The organism is Vibrio sp. OPT24, assembly GCF_015163545.1.
GTDB lineage: Bacteria > Pseudomonadota > Gammaproteobacteria > Enterobacterales > Vibrionaceae > Vibrio > Vibrio cyclitrophicus.
On the sequence record NZ_JADDYI010000053.1, the window covers coordinates 1,169,158 to 1,190,542 of the forward strand.

A 21,385-nucleotide genomic window follows, 5' to 3' on the forward strand; every position below is an offset into this window, starting at 1 on the left:
CCATCGTCTTAAGGGTATTAATGCAATTCAGTTGATTGTAAAAAGACCGAATATACTATTTGAGGGCACCTCCATGACAGCGTTTAACAGCACATCTAACTATGGTGAAAATGCGTTTATAAAAAACAAACCGCAGATGCTACAGAATATTTATAACACCACAGATGTATTCCCATATTGGATTGCTGATATGGACTTTCAGGTTGCAGAACCTATCACTCAAGAGCTGAACCGATTGGTTGAACGTGGTGTGTACTCTTACGAATTTAGTGAGCAAGAGGTGTTTGAAGCTTTGTCTCAGTGGTATTCAAAGCGTCACGGTGTGAGCCTTTCGGCTGATAAATTTGTTCAGGTCCCGGGAGTGCTATCAGGTATTGCACTGTTATTGCGTCAATTTACCAACGAAGACGATGGCGTGCTTATCCACACTCCGGCATATCATCAGTTTTCTAACTTGGTGAATAAAGCAAACCGTCAGGTCGTGCAAAGCCCGTTGTGCAGTGATAAACAGGGTTACCAAATTGATTTCGCTGGTATGGAACAACAAATCATCGAGCAAAAAGTGAAGGCGATGATTTTCTGTAATCCACATAACCCGACTGGGCGCGTGTGGACATCTCAAGACATTGAACAAGTCATCGAGATTGCTAAGCGTCATGATGTATTGATCATCAGTGATGAGGTCCATTCAGACATTATCTTTGAAGGTCACGCTTTTACGAGTTTAACCAACTTTGATTACGACAAGGTCATCACCTTAATTGGATCTCCGGCAAAAACATTTGGTATGCACAGCATCTCAAACGGCTATGTGTACACCAACAATGATGAGCTATTTGAAGCGTTCAAAACCAATGTGGTCGCGATGTATCTTGATCACGGGAATGCATTCAGCACGTTTGCAACCGTGGCGGCCTTCGAAAAGGGTGAAGAGTGGTTAGATGGCATGTTGGTGTACCTGCAAGACACGGTTAAGTGGATTACCGAGTTTACAGAGCAACGTATTCCTCAATTAAAAGTCTTTCAGCCGCAAGGCACCTACCAAATGTGGTTTGATTTCTCAGGCTTAGGCTTTTCGGGAGAAGAGCTAAAAAATGTGGTGTTTGAGCAGGCTAAAATGGGTTTAACTCCAGGTGATTGGTTTGGTGCTGAAAGTCCTAACTTTATGCGAATGAATATTGCGACGTCACGCGACAATATCGAGCAATCATTTAATGTTTTAGCGGACGCGATTGATGGCTTTGAGCGAGGAAGTCATACTCGTTCAATTTGTTGTGATAGCGGTGCTTCAAAAAGCTGCTGCTGATATCGATCGTTAGTCCTAAAAAACGAAAAATCGCCAGGCTGCTTAGTGCACCACTGGCGGTTTTTTTGTGTCTGTGTAATCCTACGTGCGGTTTATTGAGTAACAGTTAAAAAGTTCGGAGAGATAGGTAGAGAGCTTTTGAATGGTAGGAATGGATTGGTTATCAGAGAGTTATGTTTAGCGTCCCATTGAATAGTTTTGTACATCGTGTGAGTGATAAGAGCCAATTGATGGCCAATGCTGCAGAGTGTGGATGTCAGTTAAAACGCGTTCGTCGTTCGCGTAATTGGATGTTGGTCGCTCAAGAGCGTCAGCTCGTTGAGTTTAAAACGATGTTAACCCACGAAAAAGACGGTTGGATAGCGATCGCAATCGACAAAGTACTGCCTAAACCAGTGGTATGTTTGGCATCTCTGTTGGTCGCGACACCCTCAATGACTGTGGCTCAGTTGATTATGGAATCTGGATGTTCAATGGCAGAGGCAAGACGTGCTATTGATGAACATGAAGGACTGTAGGCATATTCGAATCGTATGAAAAGAGATTTGCGGTCAGCAAAAAGCCTGTAACGATATTACGTTTTTCAACGCAATATCGTTACAGGCTTTATCATTTGTGTTGCAGTTAAGCCGTAGGGCTTACAAAGCATCTACTCGATTAAGAGTTAGCCACTTTTACACGAATCGTGTTTTTGCCAAGCTTTGACATGTTTAGCTTGTTTAGTGCTGCTTTAGCTTCTTCGTGCTCTGGCATTTCAACAAAAGCAAAGCCTTTAGATTCACCAGTTTCTTGGTCTAAAACTAGGCTGCACTCTTTTACTGAGCCAAACTCAGAAAATAGAACACGGATGTCTTGCTCAGCAGTAGAGCGTGATAGGTTACGAACTAGAAGTTTCATAATAAACCTTGAATATGAATTTACGCCGAGCATTGTCGCACACTTTCATGCTCACCCTCACAAATAATTACTCGAATGTAACTCTTTAGCTATTCGCTTCTCTGTTTACGTGTTAGCCGCGGTTTATTGTGACATCTGAAATATACCCATGCTCAGTGCTGGTTAACGCCTGTTGCAGCATCTGAGCGGCTTCTGTAGCTGTCATAAAGCTTGAGGTATCCATCGCTTTGCCACTCGTTCCCCAAAACTCGGTCGCCATTCCTCCAGGATAAACGGCAACGATTTTCATCGGGTGACCTTTTAGTTCCAACCTAACCGATTCGATAAAGCCTTTTACTGCCCATTTGGCCGCGCAGTAAGTTGATTCTTCCGCTTTTGCTCCTTGCGCTGCGGTCGACATTATTACAGCTATGGTGACAGGTTGCTCTTTGTAGCGTTTAACCATTTCTCGAATCAGAAAGATTGAAGACTCGATATTGTTTTTAAGCATATCGCTGATTGTGGTTGGGTCTTGCTGCTCTATCTTACCGAAGTATCCACTGCCTGCGCTGTGAATGACCAGTTTGGGTGTTTCAGGTAACGCATCCAACAAATCGCTTACTGATTGCGGGTCACATAAGTTACAGGTTTGGCTAATGGTATTCGCTGGCAGAATTTTCGCCACTTCAGCTAAACGTTGCGTGTTACGACCTGTAATGGCTACGCGTTGAGCGTCTGTTGTAGAGCTCGCATATTGTTTCGCTAGAGCTGCACCTAATCCGCTGCTTGATCCGGTAATTAAAATCATACTGTCTTAAATTTGTAGAGTTGATTCGAGATAGTAAGGGGCTAGGCTGAGTTTTTCTGAGATCTATGGCCAAAGTTGACGGATAGCTTCGTTGATAGTCTTTACGATAGATCGAGATTACAGAATAGTGAAAGTGGAGGAGCAGAATGATGAAGCAGAGCTAGAAAGTAAAAACGCCGGCATTGAGCCAGCGCTTTTGAGTAATCAGCCGTGATTATTCTTCGTCGAACTGTTTGATCGTGAATGCGTCTTCGATTCGGTTTAGTTCTTCTTGTTCTTTAACTCGCTTCTCTTCTTGAAGCGTTGCTCTCGTTTCGTTGAAACGTTTTTTCTCTGACTTAGTCAGGAATTTTACAGCTTTTTTGTTGGTCAATGCGTAAGCAACTACGTCTTCGCCTTTTTCTCTGCGGTCGTTTACGCGTTGTGAGAAACGTTCATTGTCGCGAGCTTTACGCTCCGCTGAGGTCAACTTGCTCATGCTTTAAAGCCTTTTCAATTAATCATGGTAGGGAATCTACACTTAGCGAAACAAATAGGAACTGCTGTGTGTGAGTCTAGCCTATTTGTGTGCTGGTGGCGCATCTTAGCACAGAGACTTGATGTTGCAGATACGCTATTCGAGGGATTAAACAAAACAGCCTACAATTTAATGTTGTAGGCTGTGGTTTTTGTAAGGACTGGATGGTGCTTGTTGGCTTATAGGAATGTCAGATAAACTCTGTTGAACCTAAAATTGGGTTAATCAAATCTTCTCAATGTATAAGATCACTTCACCAACTTTGAAACCGAATTTGGACATTTCAGTTTTGTTAAATAAGCGTTTTTCGTCCATTAAGAACATCCAGTCATCCAAGACTACTTCATAAGTGCTGCCGTCTACTTCAATTTCTAAATCATATTTCCAATATAGAGCTGAACCTTGAGTTTCACCATAAGCGGTACCAACTACGTCATTGGCCGTTCCGGTATACGTGTTTTCTCCGGTCTTGATTAGGTTCCATACTCGAGTTGAACGCTCGCCATCAGCGAAAAAAAACCACTCTTTGATTACTCCGTTATTACCCTCCCAAGTGGCGATGAGTTTGACATCAAAGCGTCGCAATAAATCGCCCGAACGGTCGAGAACCATGCCATAGGCCTTAAGTTCACCGTTGAAAAAGGTTTCAAGCTTGAGCTCTGGAGTGGTGTTTGCGTGATTATCTAAACTCGCCGAACCGCAGCCGACTAGCCAAGTGAGTGACAAAATAGCTAGGGTGAATTTTAATATTTTTGTCTTTGGATTCATTTATTCAAACCTAAAAGTTGCTTGCGTAGAAGCGGCTCGGATGTGTTTTCAGAGAGCCAAATCGCCAGAAAGGCCTCGCCAAATTGTTTGTCTTGTATGGTGCCGATAGGTTGTTCATCGAAATAAAAACGGCTCACATTATCTTCAGCGACACGGATGGTTAGGGTGCTTCCTTCTTCAACGTTCGGCCACATTGCGTATAACGGTTTCAACCAACGCTGAATGTTACTGCTAGAGTAACCAAGTTTACTCCACTGATCTTTGGTTGCATTTACTAAGTCTTGACTATCAATAGATCGATAGTACTCAATTTTTAACGCTCGCTCCGAATTAGAGGGTGTGGTGTAGAACTCGGCCGAGTAAAGTGTCCAAAACAGGTAACTCATCTCGCCTTGACCACGCTTATTCAAATCATCGACGGCAGAAGCTTTCGAATTTCCGGTAAAAAGGAGTGCAGCGCAAACTAACGCTAAGGCGATTAAGCTGAGCAGTTTATTGTTAGTTTGCGGGTTTGACCGGTTTTGAGAGCTGGTTTGAGCAAACGAGCCTGGATGAATACGAACGCGACTGCTATCGCTCTCTGGTCTGAACGCTTGCGTCGGTTTGCGTGAATAAGCCATAAATCACCTCGTTGTTGCCATTTTAGGTTGGACCAAGTTGGAGTAGGCGGCCACCAGTAAGGGCAACAAAATCCCCCAACTTATTGCAAGGGCGGCAAGCACCCAAGCATCTGGCCAAGTAGTAATGAGGGCACCTGCTTTGATACCTCCCCAATAACTACTAGTACCTGCTACGAACCCTATGACAAACAAGATCACTTTCGAGCATTTTAAAAGCCAATTTAGGCTGTGATTGAAACTGATTAAAAACATGATCCACAGGCAAATAAGCCACACAGGAAACCAAGATTGATTAGCAATCTCTGAGTCGACTGCAAACACGCCGAAATGAAGTAAGAAGCTATCAAGCAACAGCCCTAACGGTAATAAAGCGAGTATTTTGAGGTCGCTTCTGCGGGTTGGAGAAAGAAGGAAGTGAACCACCACGATCAATGGGGTCACGAACGGGGCTTGCGCGGTAAAAAACGCACTACAAACCCAGGTCGCTTGAAACAGAACGAGATTAATAATCCAAAACCGTTTCATCTTTCGCTCCAAAGTAACGAGGTTTTCTTGCAACTAAATGGTGAGTGCTGATTACTCGCTCTTTGAATGCACCTTCACAGTAGCAGAAATAGAAGATCCACAAGCGCTTGAACTCTTCTGAATATCCGAGAGATTCAAGTTCGTCCCAGCTGTTTTCAAAGGCGATGTTCCAATCGCTTAGCGTTCGAGCGTAGTGCAAGCCAATATCATCGATCTCTTGAACCACAAGATCAGTGCTGGTGGCAAGATGCTGAGTCATGACTGAAACAGAGGGTAAGCAACCGCCAGGGAATATGTATTTCTGAATAAAGTCGACGCCTTTGCGATATTTTTCATAACGACTGTCGGCGATGGTAATCGCTTGAATTAACATTTTTCCCGAAGGCTTTAGCAGCGAAGAACACTTTTCAAAGAAAGTTTGCAGGTATTCATGACCAACGGCTTCGATCATTTCAATCGATACGAGTTTGTCGTATTCGCCAGAGAGGTTGCGGTAATCCTCTTTAAGTAGGGTGATTTTGTCCGTTAAACCGAGCGCTTTTACTCTCCGCTCCGCGAGCTCATGTTGCGCATCTGATATGGTGGTTGTAGTGACATGGCATCCGTAATGTTGAGCCATAAAAATAGCTAAGCCACCCCAGCCCGTACCAATCTCAACGACACTGTCGGATTCCGATAACTCTAACCGTTCACAAATGGTCTTCATTTTGTTCTGCTGAGCTTTAGATAAGGTCTCCGCTTCCTTGCTGTAGATAGCCGAAGAGTATTGCATTGAACTGTCTAAGAAGCGTTCATAGAGTTCGTTGCCGATATCGTAATGTGCGAGTATGTTTCTTTTAGAGCCTTGTTCAGTGTTCACATTCTTACGACGCAACAACAGGTTTTTGATGCGAGAGATCCACTGAGTTTTGTCGTCTAGTTCGTCAAGCTGCGCTTGGTTTCGAGCCATGATCTGAATAACGTGTGTGAGGTCAGGGCTTGTCCATTTACCGTCAATATAGGCTTCTGAAGCGCCGATACTACCGTTGATGACAACGTCTCTAAAAAAAGTAGCATCATGAATGACGATTTGACCTTTGAGGTCTGCTTCTCTGTCGCCGAACACTGAATGTTGGTCACGCTCAATCACTTCAAGAGTCGCAAATTGCAGACGCTCAAGAACTTTGAATATTAAAGCACGATATTTACAGTTGCTCGAAACAGCAACGGCTTTAGCTTGATGTTCAATATTGTTGTTTTGTTTTGCAAGCTGTTCCATGTCAACCTCGCTGAGAACTCATTCTAATTTTTCGGCCAACTAAAATTGAGTATTGCTCGTCGGTTTGAGATAACTCAATTCTAATTGCCTTGTTGTCATTTAATTGCTTTTTAAGCGCTTAAGATGTTGAATCTGGGTGCGCTATAAACGGTACCTTTTTCAGGAATAGTTTGAGAGCCTGATAATAAATTCCCATCACGATCTTTATCGTCATTGCCGGAACTTTTAATAACGTCCGTCTAATATTTTTCTTCGTTACTGACTGTTTCGTCAGTGCTAGTGTTGCATCGAAAAGCTTATCGTCTCGGCGGCTTTCGATGTGTACTAATGTCCGTTTCGCGGGTGGCTTAATTTTCCAAAAGTAAGTCATGTCTAAATCCATGAACGGCGAAACGTGAAACTCTTTCTTAACTTTTAATTCTTGATGCATGTCGATGAGGTAATAATGTCGTTGTCGCCATGGTGTATTACTCACTTCGGCCAACATGTATTTGCAATCGCCAGTATCGTCATAACAGAAAAAACAGTTGATTGGACTGAAATAGATACCTAGACAACGGCACTGGGCTAACATCGTTACACGATTTGAATCTGACCAAACTCCACCAAGTTGTTGTACTTTGGAGGCTATACGTTGCTTGAGTGATTTTGGTTCATCATTCGTGAGATTTTCTTTTTTTTCAGCGAGATAATCCGATTCGACAAAGCGAATCAGGTTGTACCACTGAGTCCCAAACAGCGGACTGCGCGCTGTGGTTTGGGGCAATTCGTCAAGATCTAACCCCATCATGTAAAGCTGGTAGCTAAACTCGTGTGTGATATCACCAAAACGGCGATGTCTGACATTACCCCAATAGATACCGCTGAGCTCTTCACTCTTTTCGGATGCGATGCCCATTTCGGGTGTTAAGGTGTGAGTGTTCATAGTGTTGAACTCGTACTCAAATCTAAGCCAAAGCGTTTGGTTACATCGAGAGCACTGTGGACACCATCTTCGTGGAACCCGTTATACCAGTACGCGCCGGCGAAGTGAGTCTGGTTTTTGCCACAGATCTGTTCGCGCTTGTGCTGAGCTTCTACCGTGTTCGAGTTCAGTACCGGGTGATGATAAACAAAGCTGCGAATGATTTTTTCTGGGTCGATGGCTTCGCTTTGATTCAAGGTGACACAGAAGGTGTCTTGACTTTCGATACCTTGCAGAATGTTCATGTTGTAAGTGACACAGGCTGGCCTTTTACTGTCGCCATCCAACATGTAGTTCCAACTTGCCCAAGCCAGTTTTCTGTCTGGCAATAAGCGAGTATCTGTGTGCAGAACTACTTCGTTACGGCTGTATAGGATCTCCCCTAGAACCTGTTGTTCTTGCTCTGTCGCATCGCCGAGTAAATGTAGCGCTTGATCTGAGTGACATGCAAATATCACTTCGTCGAAATTTTGAGTGCCGCCATCTTTGAATTCAATCGTTATACCTGATTCTTGGCGAGTCACTTGCTTAATCGATGTGTTCAAAGCGACGGGTTTGCTCAAGCGTGAAAGGATAATTTCCACGTAAGAGCGAGAACCCTTAGGAATCACATACCACTGAGGGCGATTCGCGATATCTAATAGTCCGTGGTTATAGAAAAATTGAATGAAGAACTTAAGCTCAAACTCTTCCATCTCTTTTAAGCTTGTGGACCAAATAGCGGCACCCATTGGAAGAATATAGTGCTGGCTGAAAAAATCTGAAAACTGGTTATCGCGTAGGAAAGTGCCAAGGGTTACATCAGGCGTGAATTTGTTACTTTCGAACTGAGCTTTACACAGCTTGTTGAACTTTAGAATGTCGGAGACTAAAGACCAGAACTGAGGTTTGAAAATGTTGCTTCTTTGAGCGAATAACGAATTAATGCTGTGGCCGTTGTATTCAAACTTAGTCGTCGTGTTATGGACGCTAAAGCTCATCTCGGTTGGTTGTCTTTCTATGCCTAACTGCTCAAGCAGTTGGTTAAAGTTTGGATAGGTTCTGTCGTTAAAAACGATGAAACCAGTATCTATTGAAAACGCCGTGCCTTGATGTTCAATATCAACCGTGGCGGTGTGACCACCGACGTAGTCATTTTTTTCGAAAACCGTTACGTCGTGGTGTTTATCTAATATGTGTGCGCAAGTCAGTCCAGAAATACCTGAACCTATAATGGCGATTTTCTTCATTGTTATACCATCCTTGAAGCGAGTTTTTGCCAAACTGAAGTTGGAAGCATTCTGAGTAGCTTCATCAACATAATGAATCGTCTTGGGAAATCAATTTCACTCTTTCCTTGAGCAATACCTTTTACAATTCTCTGAGTTGCAGCTTCGCTACTAATAATCATAGGCATAGAGAAAGAGTTTCGCTCGGTAAGTGGTGTCTCAACAAAGCCTGGATGCACAATTGAGACATGAATATTGTGTTTTGCTAGGTCAACCGACAGGGTTCTTCCTAAATACGTCAGTGCCGCCTTTGAAGCGCCATAAGCTTCTGCTCTGGGTAGAGGGAGAAAACTGGCGCTTGAGCTGACTAGTACCAAGCGACCACCAGGCTTAATGTTTTTTAACCACGACTTAAGCGAATAACCGATTGATATCAGATTAATATTGATAACACGTTCGAATAGCTCGGCATCAAAGTTAATTGGGTCATCAATGTATTCACAGTCTCCGGCGTTCAAAATCAACAGGTCGAGAGGTTCATTTTGGTTGAGTTCTGGGAAATTATGGTAATCAGTTAAATCAAAACAGAGTGGCGTAATTGACGGATGGGACAGGTCTGTCTCGTGAGAATCAACGAGAGCCTGTAACTTTTCCGCGCTACGTCCGCAAGCGATGACTTGATGTCCTTGCTGGGCATAGTCCTTGGACAGTGATTGGCCGATACCTGAGGTCGCGCCAGTAATCATAATACGCATTAGCGGCTCGCTCTTTTCTTGATGGATTTGATCGCGCAGCCTAACACTGGGATATGTTCATATAGCATAGCGCCAACGTCGAGATAGTCTCTGTGATAGACCACTTGATCGTCGAGCATTTTCAGGTGGCTGTGCCCTTGCACTTCGATTGGTTTTTGACCGTTCAGCTGTTTGTGAGAAAACTGCATGGTCCAATATACTGACGCTTCATTATTTGCCTCAAAGGCGTGCTCGATATGAAAGTTACAGCTTGTCACTTGTGTATAAATGTTCTCAAAATAATGGGTTAGTTCATCAATTCCGCTGACGTGATGCAGCGGATCTTGGAATTCGACATCAGAGTGATAAACCGTTCTTAGTATGTCGAAACTGTCTGTTCCGAGTTCTTGATACATGTTGAGAAAGTTATTAAGCCAGAGAGAGTTATCCATAATCTACACTCTAATTATTTGAAAAAGGCTAAGGCTCTCAATCGTGCTTCTTTGTGTTCAACGATGGGTTGCCAGTATTCACTGTTTATTCCGTTTTTCTTGATGTAGTCATGCGGGAAGTGCACATGCTTATCCGGAATTTTTTGCAGCTCTGGTATGTACTTACGAATAAAAATTCCTTTTGGATCAAACTTTTCGCTTTGCGTGATTGGATTGAAAATTCGAAAGTAAGGTTGAGCATCACAACCAGTGCTCGAAGCCCACTGCCAGCCACCGTTGTTCGCACTAAAATCGCCATCGATAAGGTGCGACATAAAAAATCTCTCTCCCCAGCGCCAGTCAATCAACAGGTGTTTGGTAAGGAAGCTCGCCACCACCATTCTCAATCTGTTGTGCATCCAACCTGTCTCAACCAATTGACGCATTGCCGCATCAACCAATGGATAGCCAGTTTTACCTTCACACCAAGCTTTGAAACTTGGGTGATCTTGATACCAATCTAAGCCATTATATTTCTGTTGAAAGTTAGCACCTTTAACCAGTCTAGGATGGTGGAACATTAAATGCTTGTAAAAATCTCGCCAAATCAATTCATTGAGCCAAGAAAAAGCGGGCAGTCGAGTATCAAACAACAAATCGGGCTGTTGTTGAATCAGCTGAATCGCTAGCCAGCGCGGACTGACCGCACCAATCGTTAAGTATGGCGACAGGCCAGAGGTTCCTTTGATCGAAGGAATGTCTCTAAATTTGCCATAGTCGTTAACTTTGTTGGCTAAGAAGTTTGGGATCACGCTATTTAGTACATCTTGGCTTAGTGGCCAACGATCTGAATCAACACGCGGAAAGTCAAAGTCGTACTCATCAGAAAGCTTATGAGGAGTAAGATCGCCAGACAACTGGGTGTTAAGACGCTCGGTCTGTGTAGGCTCTGCTTGTATGATTGGAGCTGGGCTACACTGGATCCCTTTGACTTGCACTTCTTTTAACCAGGCGTTTTTGAATGGCGTGAAAACTTTGAACATCTCGCCTTGTTTATTCAAAACACTGCCCAAGGGAAGAATGGTGTCGCAGTCGGTCATTTTCAGTTTGATACCGCTAGCGATTAAACGTTTGTCACGTAACTGCTCGTCTACTTCAGGCTCAGAGTTAGTGTAAACACACTTGGCATCGAGCTCATTGTATAAACGAGTGAGTTGTGCGGCTTGGTCGTCAAAGTCGGTCGCTTTCAGATGCAGCAAAGTTATCCCAAATTCAGCAAGCTGCAATTCAAGTTGCTTGAGATGGCGATAAATAAAATCAGCTTTTATTGGTGCGAGATCATGTTGTTGCCATTGTTGCGGGGTTGAGATGAAAACGGCGTTAGTTACACCGTTTTCAACTGCCGCGACGAGCGCTGGGTTATCGTGAATCCGCAGATCTCGTCTTATCCATAGAATGTCGCTCAATATCCGTATCTCAGTTTAAGTTCTTGTGGATGAGGGTTCAGGTAAACCTGTGATTCTAAGTACTCGTTTGGGTATTCCATCAAGTAGTGGTTAATCAAGGTTAATGGGACTAACAGAGGAACTAGCCCTTCTCTGAATGATGAAATTTGATTGGTGAGTTCTTGTTTGTGAGCGCTGCTCAGCTGTTTTTTAAAGTAACCTTGCAAGTGATGCAAAGTATTAGCGTGGCTACCGCGATTCGCGTGATGAGATAATGCGGTCATCAACCCTTCAATGTATTGGTTTGCTAATTCATCAATTTCAAGTTCATTGCCAGCTAGCAATTTGCCAAGGCTCTTGTACCCTTCAACGTGGTGACACATCACCAAATACTTGTGCGCACTGTGGAATTGAATCAATTTGTGTTTGGTAACGCCCTCGTCGACAAGATCCAGCCACTTTTGATAAGTGAAAACTCGTGTCATGAAGTTTTCACGTAGAATTGGGTCGTTGAGGCGGCCATTCTCTTCAACAGGAAGTAAAGGGTTACCATCCATGATTTGTTGGGTGAACATGCCGACACCTGTCGATTCAGAACCGCGACCGTGGTGGTGATAAATCTTTACTCGCTCCATACCGCAGGTAGGACTTTTTTGGCAAACAATGAAACCAGCAATGTGCTGATTGGCCTTCGAGTAGTTTTGTCCGAACTCGATAAGTTCGTTGGTCACATCGCCTGAACCATCAGGACGAGAAACATGGATGACGTCATCTAACATTCTTGTTTGGCGAATAGTAGGACGAGGCGTTGGAAGGCCGATTGCCATTTCTGGGCATACAGGTTCTAACTCAACATAATCTGCAAGATCATCTGTACAAAAACGAGAGCGTTTATGACCAGTATCGAAGCGTACTTTGTGTCCTGCAACACATGCGCTGATACCTATTTTAATTTTCTTTTCCATTGGCCAACTCCTTTGCTCTTGCTCTGAGCTATTTATTATATTTCAACATTGCTAATCGTACTTACTGAGCCAAGTTGTTTTCAAGTCTCAATATTGTCGATGTTTTAATCCAGTGATATTAACGATTTACAGGATGGCTTAATGCCATCCTGTATATTTATAGCGTGCAACTGGATTAATAGATATACCTGCCGAGTGGATTGAATAACTGGCTTACACCTTTTGTGAAGTAAAGCGCATCACTCGAAACAGTCAAACAAACACAACCTTCTTTGGTCGCTGGTTGATGAGTATGATTACCGTCCAACCAGATGAAATCACCTTTGTTGTAGACGCCCATTTCATCTTCGAAGCTACCTTCTAAAAGTAGTGTGATCTCGAAGCCCTTATGAGTGTGGCAAGGTACCTTTCCATCTTTGTCGATGTGTAACAAACTCGTGTGGTGTGCCTCGTCATCAAAATCCAATCTCGCTCGCGAAATTTTTCCTAAATTCATCCAATCTTTTCTTGTCACCGAACTCAATGCTCTTGGAATAGTGAACGTGGTGTCGGCGATGGTTACTTTCTGCAGTTCAGGTGTCACCTCAACTGATTGAGATGGATCGGATGTTATCTGCGCTATAGCTTCGAAATCAAAATCACTATTTTCGGACAGGAATTTTTCTATATCCAAATCTATTTCTTCGTTAGAGAATGATTGATCTTCTGACAACACGCGTTGACCCGATTCTTCTGCATAAAAAACATTATTTGCCGCTTCTGCGGTCAATTGATTTACTTGTTGCTGGCAGTGTTCACACAGTTCAACGTGGCTTGATACGATCAAGGAAACTGAATCGGCTAGAGTGCCATCGACAAAGTCTTTCAACATTGCTGCGTTTGGATGATGTTTAATCATGACTTTGGTCCCCCATGTGAACCTTGAGTTTGGCTAAAGCGAGTCTTAGTCGCGATTTCACTGTTCCGAGCGGAACGCCGAGTTGTTGTGCGAGCTGTTCTTGAGATAGCTCCTGAAAATACACACCTTTGACAATCGTTTTTTGAGCTAGAGGCAGCTTCTCAATTTGAGTCATTACGTGACGACTCATCAAATGATCACCAAAAGGCAATTCTTCATTCTGAGACTCGGCCACCATCGCATCAATTGGCCAAATGTCGTCGGCGATCGTTTGTTCTGCTTTTGCTTTGACCTTTCTCAACATGTCGAAGGCAGCATTTCGCATCACGGTGTAAACCCAAGTGGTCGCTGCACCTTTCTCTTGGTTGTAAAGATGTGCTTTCTTCCACACATTGGTCATAGTGTCTTGAACTAGCTCGTTAGCCGCGGCTTCGCTACCTAACTTGTTAATGCCAAAACGTTTTATCTTCGGAGCGAAGAATTTGAACAAACAGGTAAAAGCCTGCTTGTCTCGGTCTGTACCAACCAAAATTAGCCAGCTTGAGAGCTCTGTAGGTACTTTGTTGTTGGTAGGTGAGTTATTGTCGGGAATAATGACTTGCTCCTTGCCTATCCCTAAACTTCTGCTTTCCACTTGCATAGCAAATTACCGCTGTTCGAATTTGATTGGCATTACGTGGTTAAAGAGGAGAGGGATCACTTTTAATTAAAATAATTTCTACTATACAAAATTATAGTGAATAAAAGTGTTTATTGCCCCGTAATGATTTGATTCAAAAAAGGAACTAGTGATGGAAAGCTGGTTGGCTCAGTGAATTTTGTTTTCTTTTCTATAGGGATAGGCATTATCTCAAGCAACCGAGCGCATATCCATTGTGAGCTCTCAAAATCAGGGGTCGGGTAGAGGTTTCTGATTGAGTCGTGGTCGCGAAACAGTTGCACCAAGAACGCTGTTACCACATTAGGGACTTTGTACTCAAGCTCAGGCCAGTGAGGCATTGAACTAAATCTACTCTTAATTAAACCGTCTTGAGAACGAAAAGACGAATGAAGTTGGACAAGCTCTTGTCCCTCGACATCGATTTCTAAAATTTGATCATCAGACATATTGAAATCGACAATAGAAACTTTTGTTCCCCAGTAACTATGGTGTTCTGAATTTGAATTGTCTTGAGTGGCGAGAATAAAACCATCCCCCTGTGCCGCTTGAGCGACCATGGCAAGGTACTTAGGCTCAAAAATGCGTAATCTTTGTCGGCCTCCAGGCAAAAGAAAGATGGGGAGAGGAAACACGGCGAGTTCTGGAGAAGACTTTACAGGTGTTTCTAATTCGTCTTTTGTCTGTGTGGTCTTGTTGAGTGAGTTCGGCACATAGTACTCCTTAGTTCAAATTTAATGTGAACAGATATACGGGGTATTTCTGGTGTTCGATCAATTTGTTGTAATGAGTACCTCTGAGCGTTTCTAGAATAGCTACTTTACTGAGGTCTGATCGATATCTCACGGAGGAGTGACTGAGTGAAAAATCGAACCCTATGTTTTTTGTTGCACCTGTTCATAAATTCATTGATTTAACCTTCTTTCATTGACGTCATTAGGTAATATATGAACAAATAGTAAGCGAGTGGATAGCAGCCAAGCGGTCCTTCTATCTAACGTTCTTCTTTACCTAACATCACATCAAAGGAATGGTCATGATTGTTATTTATGGTATCAAAGAGTGCTTAAATCCAATTAAGTTGCAGCTATCTAACGTGTTGCAGCAATGCTTAAACAGTGAGATGGGGTTGCCCGATGACAAGCGAGCCCATCGGTTTGTGCCGTTGGAAAGGGATGACTTCTTTTACCCAGAGGGTAGAACCGACGCATACACGGTTATCGAAATCAACATGATGGAAGGTCGGGCGGTAAATACTAAAAAGCGTCTGATTAAGAAAATATTCTCCGAAATAGAAAAGCAACTCTCTATCTCTCCTATTGATATCGAAATCACCATTAAAGAGCAGCCATCGCACTGTTGGGGATTCCGAGGAATGACCGGTGATGAAGCTCAAGACCTTAAGTATAAAGTAAAAGTCTAGATTTAACCCTGTTTGATAGCGGCTTCAGAATTGGTTTCTAGGCCGCTCGCTTAACTCTAACTCTTTTGTAGAACTTTCGGCTTTTTGTCTCTTTAGGTCTTTAACTAACCCTCACTACTCTCTTTCAAATACTGATGCCAATTCGCGTTAATCACATCGAAGTGCTCCACGCAGAACTCTTTTCTATTTTTTAGGTAGTCATTTTCCACGTCATCGAGTAAGTTTTTATAAGCTTCAGGGTCGCTTCCATATACTAAACACAGAGTAGAGAAGTAACGTTGGAGATCAAAGCTGTGTTCATCAATGTATTCACCTAAATCGTAATATTCAGGACGGTCTTCTGACTCGAAAGCAAACATGTCAGCGGCACTAATTGCGGCATCTCCGCCGTGTTCTACATAGTTGAGCAACATGATGGTAGCGAGGTTATCAACGGCGTCCTCTTCCTTCCCCAAAATAGCAATTTTTTGATCTTCTATGTAAGCATGCCCAGCTTCGTGCAGTAGGGTGTGAAGTAAGGTATCGATAGCTCCAGTTTGTGCCGTTTTCCCGTACTCTTTTTCGTACTGATTCTTTTCAAAGTAAGTTAACGATTCAGCATAAAAGCTATAAGGGATGAGCACTTGATGCGTTTGTGGATCGTAGAGTGGACCGTCTTCGTTGCCATATTGAATGGTTAATGGGTTATTAAACATGAAGAGCTGATTGGATAGGTCAATCACGGTGTCGTTGACGCCACTAAGTTGAATCTCTTTTTTGATCTGTTGTTCTGCCTCAGTCTTAGGTGTCGAGTACTCAACAATAAGGTTATCAGGTAGCGTATTGACACGGGATGTTTCACTAGACACATAAGTTGTGGCGAACACAGAGCCAATGGCTAGGCTGTAGGTTAGTGCTCGTTTCTGCACGAGTTTAATGAATGTCATCGTAGATCCTTATGTGGTTGGCACTAAGTTCTTTTTGCCGTTGGATTTTTGGTGAGTGGCACAGACGAGTGAAACATCACTTATCGAGGGTTAATCTATTCTAGAATGATTATCGAGTGGTAATCAGTTTAGGTTATCTTTGATTCGATTGGCTATTTGTCAGATAAATTTCGGTTCAGGTAAAGCCTTGTGCTATACTCCGCGCCCCAATCCGAATTGGCTTGTTTAATCTTAGGAAATTATTATGAGTGTTAAAAACGAACTTCAACAAATTAACAACCGTCTAGACAAGTGTCGCAACAAGTTAGCGGCTGCTAAAACTCGTAATGATCGTCCTGTTGTTCGTCAATTTGAAGATGAGATTAAGAAGCTAACTAAGAAAATTGCCCAGCTTAAACACAAAGAAAGCTTCGATGTGAATCAAGAGCGTAAGTCGCTGATTGATATGCCATTTAGCCGTGAAATTACAAAAGCTGAGCAAGCGGATATGGGCAAATTGAAAAAGTCTGTAAAAGGATTAGTGATTGTTCACCCAATGACGAAGATTGGTAAAGAGCTTCGCATTGAGGTTATGACAGGGTATGCCCCGAAAAAATTCTAATTACCAGCAATGGTAATAAAAAAGGAGCTAGCAATGGCTCCTTTTTGCTTTTTTAGGTATTCAAAAAGAGATTGAGCAGCAGTATCATTGCTGTCGATTTATACTTTTGGAGATTGATTGTTATCACAAAACCGTCGCTCTCTACTTAAAAGTTAACGTACTACTAACATGGTACGGAGTGAACGCAGCAATGCGCTGGTTTTCTCATCCACAATTTCTTACCCATTCTCATAGCACAGGTAGAGCAGCACACATAATTACAGACAAAACCAGACTCATTAGGGAAGATGAGCACGCAAAACAATAGAGGTTATATGAATCAATTAATTTCAATAGGGCCACTAGAATCTTTCCTAATCGCAATTAGCGTTTTGTTTCTAGGTCATTTTGTAAATGCAAAGCTACCGGTTCTCAAAAAGTACAATATCCCTGAGCCCATCGTCGGCGGTTTGATCGTCGCTTTTGCTATTACTGCCCTACACTTCAACGGCGTTGACCTAGAGTTCTCTTTGCCATTGCAGAACACCTTCATGTTGATGTTCTTTGCGACTGTTGGCCTTGCTGCTAACTACACCCAGTTGATGAAAGGTGGTGCAAAGGTGTTTCTGTTCTTAGGGGTCGCTTCGATTTACATCATTATCCAAAATGGTGTAGGTGTGACATTAGCCACAGCCCTTGGTCTTGAACCTTTGATGGGCTTGATTGCAGGCTCTATTACGCTATCTGGCGGTCATGGTACCGGTGCAGCTTGGTCACAGACGTTTTCAGACACATTCGGTATTGCCAATACTCTAGAAATTGCGATGGCTTCAGCCACCTTTGGTTTGATTATTGGCGGCATCATCGGTAGCCCTGTGGCCCAAAAGTTGATTGATAAGAACCAACTTGAATCTGAATACGGTACTGGCACGCAAACGCACGAACGCTTCCCTGAACTCGTTACTTACAATGAGTACGAAGAAGACAAAGTGACCGCGAAGAAGGTGATCGAAGTATTGTTCATTCTTCTTATCTGTATCACGGGCGCGAAATACCTAGAGCAGTGGGTAGCGACCTTTGAAATTTCTTGGTTGATGATCCCTGACTTCGTTTATGCGTTGTTTATTGGTGTATTCATTACAAATGTTTTTGAAGTCACTAAGCTGCATAAAACCGATAGCGAAACGGTCGATATTCTGGGCACGGTGTCATTATCACTGTTCTTAGCTATGGCGCTAATGAGCCTTAAGCTTTGGAACATCTTTGACCTTGCGATTCCGTTCTTGGTTATCCTTGCGGTTCAGGCTGTGGTGCTGGGTATCTTCTCCTACTTTGTGACGTTCAAAGTAATGGGTTCTAACTACGACGCAGCGGTTATGGCGGGTGGTCACTGTGGTTTCGGCCTAGGTGCAACACCAACAGCGGTAATGAACATGGGTTCTTTGGTGAACCGATTCGGTCCGTCGCCACAAGCCTTCATGGTTGTGCCAATCGTTGGTGCCTTCTTTATCGATATCGTTAACCTGATCATCCTTCAAGGTTACATCTCGTTTATCGGTTAATGTTCGTCCTTGCTTAAATGCGATGAGCTAATCGCACCAAGATGAATACAAGAAAGCCAGTCGATTGACTGGCTTTTTTATTGTCTAGCATATACCGAACTTATAGATTTTATCTTATGTCGGTGAACTGGTCTGTAGTTCTTTAAGCAGAGGAAATGCTGCTTTAGTGTGTTCCCCTGTGACAATGAATCCGACGAGTTGGTTTGCCTCATTAAAACCTTTGGCGACAATCCCTTTTGGATCAAACCGAGTCTCCCAACTCTGAGCAGTTTGAATATCACGGCCTGCCAGCTGAATCGGATAACTAGGCGTTTTCACTTTAGTCATAATATGCGGCAAGCTTAGCTTTCCTTCACCCGTAGTGAGTTGTTTCGCCAATACGTTGGCCGCTAATATCGCGGGTTGCAGGTAAGCCATTACTCGTCCTTGAATTTCAGCACAATCCCCAATGGCATAGACATTTTTGATGTTAGTTCTCATTGCTTCATCAACGATGATACCTCTGTTCACTGCCATTCCTGTCTGTTGCGCGAGTGCTGTATTTGGCATTAACCCAGCTGCAGCGATGACCACATCGGTTTTGATTAATCGAGAAGAGGTCGTTTGTAACCTTACTCCGTCAGCGAGATAGGTGGCATGGCTTACCATTGCATCCGTCTCAACTGTCACACCGGCTTTACGAAGCTCTCGTTCCAGTTCTAGGGAGATAAAAGGTGGCACCAAACTACCTAATAGATAACTTGCTGGTTCAATGACCGTGACACTTTTCCCCGCCGTTTGAAGGTCGAAAGCTAACTCGACGCCAATGAGCCCGCCACCGATAACGGTGATTCGTTGCGCAGCGTCGATCTGAGCTTTGTGTTTTTCGAACTCTTCCAAGCTATTGAGAGTAATCGTTGCCTGAGCACTCAACCCCTCAGCAGCAGGTATGAAAGGCGCTGCCCCGGTTGCCAGCACTAGTTTTGAGTATGGGATGATATCATCGCCAGCGACAATAAACTGTTGCTCGGTGTTAATCTCGTTTACCCAAACGTTGGTTTTAATGACAACGTTATGCAGCTCAGCTAATTGTTGAGCAGTATTGATCGCAAGTTGCTGAGGTGTTTGAGCTTGACTGAATACATGCGAAAGATTCGGCTTACTGTATTCAATACCCGCATCAGCAGTGACTATTGTAATAGCGATATTTGGGTCAGTTTTACGGATCATCTTTATGGTTTGTAAAGCAGCGAAACCAGCGCCCACAAGAACAATGTTGTCCATATTACTTCTCCACAAACACTTCTTTGCCTAAATGGCATTCTGGGCAAAGGAAGTCATCCGGCACTTGTGCCCAAGGTGTTCCTGGTTCAACGCCTTGGTAGGGTTCGCCCAATTGTGGGTCGTACACCCATTCACAGACAGTGCAGCGCCAGCAAGTGCAATCTGCGCTGTGGTTTGGCTGGCCTTGAACTTGCTCGGGCTGTTTCTCAAGTTGTTTTTCGACGAGTTGTTGCTGATCGAATTGCTGCTGATCGAGTTGCAGCTCGTCTGTGTCAGCGAGCGCGACTGGAGTGCTCGTTGGCGAAGGCGCGGTTTCAAGCGGTGTCACATTACGTGATACTTGCTTTGGTGCGCTGACTTCGTCTGGATTCACACGCCAAACCTCGGCCAGTGTCATACCATAATCAATACATTGACGAAGTGCGTCTGTATCTGGTTTCCAGTGGATATGCTGAGGTGCGCTCACTTCGAAGTTGGCTTCACGTAAGCGAGCATCGATGCGTTTTACTGCGCCGCCAGTCCACCCTGAAGAGCCAAATGCTGCGGCTCTTTTTTCTGCAAAGCGCAGGCCGTGTACTTCTTCAAGTAGTGCGGCGATTTGCGGCATCATCACATTGTTCATGGTCGATGATCCAACAAGTACGCCCTTTGAACGGAAGATATTGGCAAGGATGTCATTCTTATCGTGCTTAGAGATATTGTAGACTTTGATGGCTGTTTCTGGGCTGCCTTTACGAATACCCTTTGCGATCGCATCTGCCATCATGCGAGTGTTATTGGACATGGTGTCGTAGACAATGGTGATACGATCTTCTTTGTAGGCTTTTGACCACTCGTAATATTGCTCAACGATTTGAGTCGCATTGTCACGCCAAATACAGCCATGAGAAGTAGCAATAACATCGATTGGCACGCCTAAACTCAAGACTTCTTCTATCTTCGCTTTCACCAAAGGCGCGAAAGGCGTGAGGATGTTTGAGAAGTAACGCAGACATTGGTCATGTAGCTCTACTTGGTCTAGTTGGTCATTGAATAGGTTCTCGTCGCAGTAGTGTTGCCCGAAAGCATCGTTACTAAACAGGATTTCATCACCGGTTAGGTATGTCGCCATTGAGTCTGGCCAGTGCAGCATTTTCATCTCAACAAAGATGAGTTGCTTACCGTTACCGACATCGAGCGTGTCGCCTGTTTTAACGGTTCGGAAGTTCCAGTCAGGCTGGTGGTGATGGCCAACAATAGAGTTTACACCAGCTTCTGTGCAGTAGACGGGTGTGTTCGGAATTTTAGCCAGTAGCGCAGAGAGGGCGCCTGAGTGATCTTCTTCTGCATGCTGACAAATGATGTAGTCGATCTCGTTGATATCGATTTCCATCTCTAGGTTTGCAAGGAATTGTTCAGTAAAGCGATGATCGACAGTATCGACAAGCACCGTCTTCTCTTCACGGATCAGGTATGAGTTATAGCTCGTACCTTTGTTCATGTGGTATTCCTTACCGTGGAAGTGCTCGGTTTCCCAATCGTGGACGCCGACCCAATGAACATTTGATTTAACGTGAATAGTCATAATGATAATACCTTATTTAAATATCTGATCTCATCATTGCATTTGGTGTGCCATGTTTTTAAGTAATTGTTTTTAATTAGGTTAAT

The 21,385-nt window shown here is 43.6% G+C and carries 24 protein-coding genes; 5 read left to right on the top strand and 19 right to left on the bottom strand.

From position 1 onward, the window contains the following. The first annotated feature begins 73 nt into the window (after window positions 1-73). Together IQO02_RS18820 and IQO02_RS18825 are read left to right on the top strand one after the other, a co-directional pair. Window positions 74-1,306, top strand: a complete 1,233-nt coding sequence (locus IQO02_RS18820) for a MalY/PatB family protein (protein WP_102282475.1) — start codon at window positions 74-76, stop codon at window positions 1,304-1,306. A gap of 173 nt (window positions 1,307-1,479) precedes the next feature. Next, window positions 1,480-1,824, top strand: a complete 345-nt coding sequence (locus IQO02_RS18825) for a ribosome recycling factor family protein (RefSeq protein ID WP_016787125.1) — start codon at window positions 1,480-1,482, stop codon at window positions 1,822-1,824. Between the two features lie 139 nt (window positions 1,825-1,963). Here IQO02_RS18825 and IQO02_RS18830 read toward each other — a convergent pair whose 3' ends face one another. The 16 genes from IQO02_RS18830 to IQO02_RS18905 all read right to left on the bottom strand — a co-directional run bounded on the left by IQO02_RS18830 (window position 1,964) and on the right by IQO02_RS18905 (window position 14,694). Continuing rightward, on the bottom strand, window positions 1,964-2,203 hold the full coding sequence (locus tag IQO02_RS18830; protein ID WP_010432413.1) for an RNA recognition motif domain-containing protein: 240 nt from the start codon (window positions 2,201-2,203) through the stop codon (window positions 1,964-1,966). A 112-nt stretch (window positions 2,204-2,315) separates the two neighbouring features. Further along, the gene (locus tag IQO02_RS18835; protein ID WP_016766890.1) at window positions 2,316-2,990 is read right to left on the bottom strand and encodes an SDR family NAD(P)-dependent oxidoreductase; all 675 of its coding nucleotides are present in this window, start codon (window positions 2,988-2,990) and stop codon (window positions 2,316-2,318) included. Window positions 2,991-3,204: 214 nt separating this feature from the next. Further along, window positions 3,205-3,468: a hypothetical protein gene (locus tag IQO02_RS18840; protein WP_010432418.1), complete on the bottom strand. Its 264-nt coding sequence runs from the start codon at window positions 3,466-3,468 to the stop codon at window positions 3,205-3,207. Window positions 3,469-3,732: 264 nt separating this feature from the next. Beyond that, window positions 3,733-4,275 (bottom strand): DUF3833 domain-containing protein, encoded by a 543-nt coding sequence (locus IQO02_RS18845; protein WP_016766892.1) that lies wholly within the window; start codon window positions 4,273-4,275, stop codon window positions 3,733-3,735. Continuing rightward, window positions 4,272-4,895, bottom strand: a complete 624-nt coding sequence (locus IQO02_RS18850; RefSeq protein ID WP_016787504.1) for a chalcone isomerase family protein — start codon at window positions 4,893-4,895, stop codon at window positions 4,272-4,274. The genes IQO02_RS18845 and IQO02_RS18850 overlap by 4 nt, the downstream gene beginning before the upstream one ends. A 3-nt stretch (window positions 4,896-4,898) precedes the next feature. Next, window positions 4,899-5,420 (bottom strand): DUF2878 domain-containing protein, encoded by a 522-nt coding sequence (locus IQO02_RS18855; RefSeq protein WP_016766894.1) that lies wholly within the window; start codon window positions 5,418-5,420, stop codon window positions 4,899-4,901. Next, the gene (locus IQO02_RS18860; protein WP_010432426.1) at window positions 5,398-6,678 is read right to left on the bottom strand and encodes an SAM-dependent methyltransferase; all 1,281 of its coding nucleotides are present in this window, start codon (window positions 6,676-6,678) and stop codon (window positions 5,398-5,400) included. Before IQO02_RS18860 ends, IQO02_RS18855 begins: the two co-directional genes overlap by 23 nt. Before the next feature lie 118 nt (window positions 6,679-6,796). Continuing rightward, window positions 6,797-7,603, bottom strand: a complete 807-nt coding sequence (locus tag IQO02_RS18865) for a DUF1365 domain-containing protein (protein ID WP_016766895.1) — start codon at window positions 7,601-7,603, stop codon at window positions 6,797-6,799. Continuing rightward, window positions 7,600-8,871 (bottom strand): NAD(P)/FAD-dependent oxidoreductase, encoded by a 1,272-nt coding sequence (locus IQO02_RS18870; protein WP_016792749.1) that lies wholly within the window; start codon window positions 8,869-8,871, stop codon window positions 7,600-7,602. The genes IQO02_RS18865 and IQO02_RS18870 overlap by 4 nt, the downstream gene beginning before the upstream one ends. A gap of 2 nt (window positions 8,872-8,873) precedes the next feature. Then, window positions 8,874-9,605, bottom strand: a complete 732-nt coding sequence (locus IQO02_RS18875) for an SDR family NAD(P)-dependent oxidoreductase (protein WP_102282476.1) — start codon at window positions 9,603-9,605, stop codon at window positions 8,874-8,876. After that, window positions 9,605-10,036: a nuclear transport factor 2 family protein gene (locus IQO02_RS18880; RefSeq protein ID WP_016766898.1), complete on the bottom strand. Its 432-nt coding sequence runs from the start codon at window positions 10,034-10,036 to the stop codon at window positions 9,605-9,607. The genes IQO02_RS18875 and IQO02_RS18880 overlap by 1 nt, the downstream gene beginning before the upstream one ends. Window positions 10,037-10,050: 14 nt before the next feature. Beyond that, window positions 10,051-11,481, bottom strand: coding sequence for a deoxyribodipyrimidine photo-lyase (phrB, locus tag IQO02_RS18885; protein ID WP_102282477.1), 1,431 nt, complete (start codon window positions 11,479-11,481; stop codon window positions 10,051-10,053). Further along, complete coding sequence (locus IQO02_RS18890; protein ID WP_010432435.1) at window positions 11,478-12,425, bottom strand: YbgA family protein; 948 nt, start codon at window positions 12,423-12,425, stop codon at window positions 11,478-11,480. The genes phrB and IQO02_RS18890 overlap by 4 nt, the downstream gene beginning before the upstream one ends. A gap of 175 nt (window positions 12,426-12,600) precedes the next feature. Further along, entirely contained in the window at window positions 12,601-13,323 is a 723-nt protein-coding gene (locus IQO02_RS18895; protein WP_102282478.1) for a ChrR family anti-sigma-E factor, read from the bottom strand. Then, the gene (locus IQO02_RS18900) at window positions 13,316-13,963 is read right to left on the bottom strand and encodes a sigma-70 family RNA polymerase sigma factor (RefSeq protein ID WP_010432441.1); all 648 of its coding nucleotides are present in this window, start codon (window positions 13,961-13,963) and stop codon (window positions 13,316-13,318) included. Before IQO02_RS18900 ends, IQO02_RS18895 begins: the two co-directional genes overlap by 8 nt. A 110-nt stretch (window positions 13,964-14,073) precedes the next feature. After that, complete coding sequence (locus IQO02_RS18905; protein ID WP_010432444.1) at window positions 14,074-14,694, bottom strand: LON peptidase substrate-binding domain-containing protein; 621 nt, start codon at window positions 14,692-14,694, stop codon at window positions 14,074-14,076. Window positions 14,695-15,017: 323 nt separating this feature from the next. Here IQO02_RS18905 and IQO02_RS18910 point away from each other — a divergent pair, with 323 nt between their 5' ends. Beyond that, window positions 15,018-15,404, top strand: coding sequence for a tautomerase family protein (locus IQO02_RS18910; protein ID WP_010432446.1), 387 nt, complete (start codon window positions 15,018-15,020; stop codon window positions 15,402-15,404). Between the two features lie 104 nt (window positions 15,405-15,508). On the opposite strand, the gene IQO02_RS18915 is transcribed toward IQO02_RS18910, so the two are convergent. Beyond that, window positions 15,509-16,330, bottom strand: coding sequence for a DUF4344 domain-containing metallopeptidase (locus IQO02_RS18915; RefSeq protein ID WP_010432449.1), 822 nt, complete (start codon window positions 16,328-16,330; stop codon window positions 15,509-15,511). A 244-nt stretch (window positions 16,331-16,574) separates the two neighbouring features. Here IQO02_RS18915 and IQO02_RS18920 point away from each other — a divergent pair, with 244 nt between their 5' ends. Both IQO02_RS18920 and gltS read left to right on the top strand, forming a co-directional pair. Beyond that, complete coding sequence (locus tag IQO02_RS18920) at window positions 16,575-16,931, top strand: YibL family ribosome-associated protein (RefSeq protein WP_010432454.1); 357 nt, start codon at window positions 16,575-16,577, stop codon at window positions 16,929-16,931. A 314-nt stretch (window positions 16,932-17,245) separates the two neighbouring features. Continuing rightward, a complete protein-coding gene (gene gltS / locus IQO02_RS18925; protein ID WP_010432457.1) occupies window positions 17,246-18,472 on the top strand; it encodes a sodium/glutamate symporter in 1,227 nt (408 codons plus the stop codon). 114 nt (window positions 18,473-18,586) lie between these two features. Here gltS and norW read toward each other — a convergent pair whose 3' ends face one another. Both norW and norV read right to left on the bottom strand, forming a co-directional pair. Beyond that, window positions 18,587-19,735 carry an NADH:flavorubredoxin reductase NorW gene (gene norW, locus IQO02_RS18930; protein WP_016766900.1) on the bottom strand — a complete coding sequence of 383 codons (1,149 nt, stop codon included), beginning with the start codon at window positions 19,733-19,735 and terminating at the stop codon, window positions 18,587-18,589. Between the two features lies 1 nt (window position 19,736). Beyond that, window positions 19,737-21,299 (bottom strand): anaerobic nitric oxide reductase flavorubredoxin, encoded by a 1,563-nt coding sequence (norV, locus tag IQO02_RS18935; RefSeq protein ID WP_029189195.1) that lies wholly within the window; start codon window positions 21,297-21,299, stop codon window positions 19,737-19,739. Window positions 21,300-21,385 lie beyond the last annotated feature (86 nt).

Bases quoted from the DNA above. Each gene is read 5' to 3' on its own strand.
- IQO02_RS18820 (WP_102282475.1), top strand. From the start codon at position 74: ATGACAGCGTTTAACAGCACATCTAACTATGGTGAAAATGCGTTTATA.
- IQO02_RS18825 (WP_016787125.1), top strand. From the start codon at position 1,480: ATGTTTAGCGTCCCATTGAATAGTTTTGTACATCGTGTGAGTGATAAG.
- IQO02_RS18830 (WP_010432413.1), bottom strand. From the start codon at position 2,203: ATGAAACTTCTAGTTCGTAACCTATCACGCTCTACTGCTGAGCAAGAC.
- IQO02_RS18835 (WP_016766890.1), bottom strand. From the start codon at position 2,990: ATGATTTTAATTACCGGATCAAGCAGCGGATTAGGTGCAGCTCTAGCG.
- IQO02_RS18840 (WP_010432418.1), bottom strand. From the start codon at position 3,468: ATGAGCAAGTTGACCTCAGCGGAGCGTAAAGCTCGCGACAATGAACGT.
- IQO02_RS18845 (WP_016766892.1), bottom strand. From the start codon at position 4,275: ATGAATCCAAAGACAAAAATATTAAAATTCACCCTAGCTATTTTGTCA.
- IQO02_RS18850 (WP_016787504.1), bottom strand. From the start codon at position 4,895: ATGGCTTATTCACGCAAACCGACGCAAGCGTTCAGACCAGAGAGCGAT.
- IQO02_RS18855 (WP_016766894.1), bottom strand. From the start codon at position 5,420: ATGAAACGGTTTTGGATTATTAATCTCGTTCTGTTTCAAGCGACCTGG.
- IQO02_RS18860 (WP_010432426.1), bottom strand. From the start codon at position 6,678: ATGGAACAGCTTGCAAAACAAAACAACAATATTGAACATCAAGCTAAA.
- IQO02_RS18865 (WP_016766895.1), bottom strand. From the start codon at position 7,603: ATGAACACTCACACCTTAACACCCGAAATGGGCATCGCATCCGAAAAG.
- IQO02_RS18870 (WP_016792749.1), bottom strand. From the start codon at position 8,871: ATGAAGAAAATCGCCATTATAGGTTCAGGTATTTCTGGACTGACTTGC.
- IQO02_RS18875 (WP_102282476.1), bottom strand. From the start codon at position 9,605: ATGCGTATTATGATTACTGGCGCGACCTCAGGTATCGGCCAATCACTG.
- IQO02_RS18880 (WP_016766898.1), bottom strand. From the start codon at position 10,036: ATGGATAACTCTCTCTGGCTTAATAACTTTCTCAACATGTATCAAGAA.
- IQO02_RS18890 (WP_010432435.1), bottom strand. From the start codon at position 12,425: ATGGAAAAGAAAATTAAAATAGGTATCAGCGCATGTGTTGCAGGACAC.
- IQO02_RS18895 (WP_102282478.1), bottom strand. From the start codon at position 13,323: ATGATTAAACATCATCCAAACGCAGCAATGTTGAAAGACTTTGTCGAT.
- IQO02_RS18900 (WP_010432441.1), bottom strand. From the start codon at position 13,963: ATGCAAGTGGAAAGCAGAAGTTTAGGGATAGGCAAGGAGCAAGTCATT.
- IQO02_RS18910 (WP_010432446.1), top strand. From the start codon at position 15,018: ATGATTGTTATTTATGGTATCAAAGAGTGCTTAAATCCAATTAAGTTG.
- IQO02_RS18915 (WP_010432449.1), bottom strand. From the start codon at position 16,330: ATGACATTCATTAAACTCGTGCAGAAACGAGCACTAACCTACAGCCTA.
- IQO02_RS18920 (WP_010432454.1), top strand. From the start codon at position 16,575: ATGAGTGTTAAAAACGAACTTCAACAAATTAACAACCGTCTAGACAAG.
- gltS (WP_010432457.1), top strand. From the start codon at position 17,246: ATGAATCAATTAATTTCAATAGGGCCACTAGAATCTTTCCTAATCGCA.
- norW (WP_016766900.1), bottom strand. From the start codon at position 19,735: ATGGACAACATTGTTCTTGTGGGCGCTGGTTTCGCTGCTTTACAAACC.
- norV (WP_029189195.1), bottom strand. From the start codon at position 21,299: ATGACTATTCACGTTAAATCAAATGTTCATTGGGTCGGCGTCCACGAT.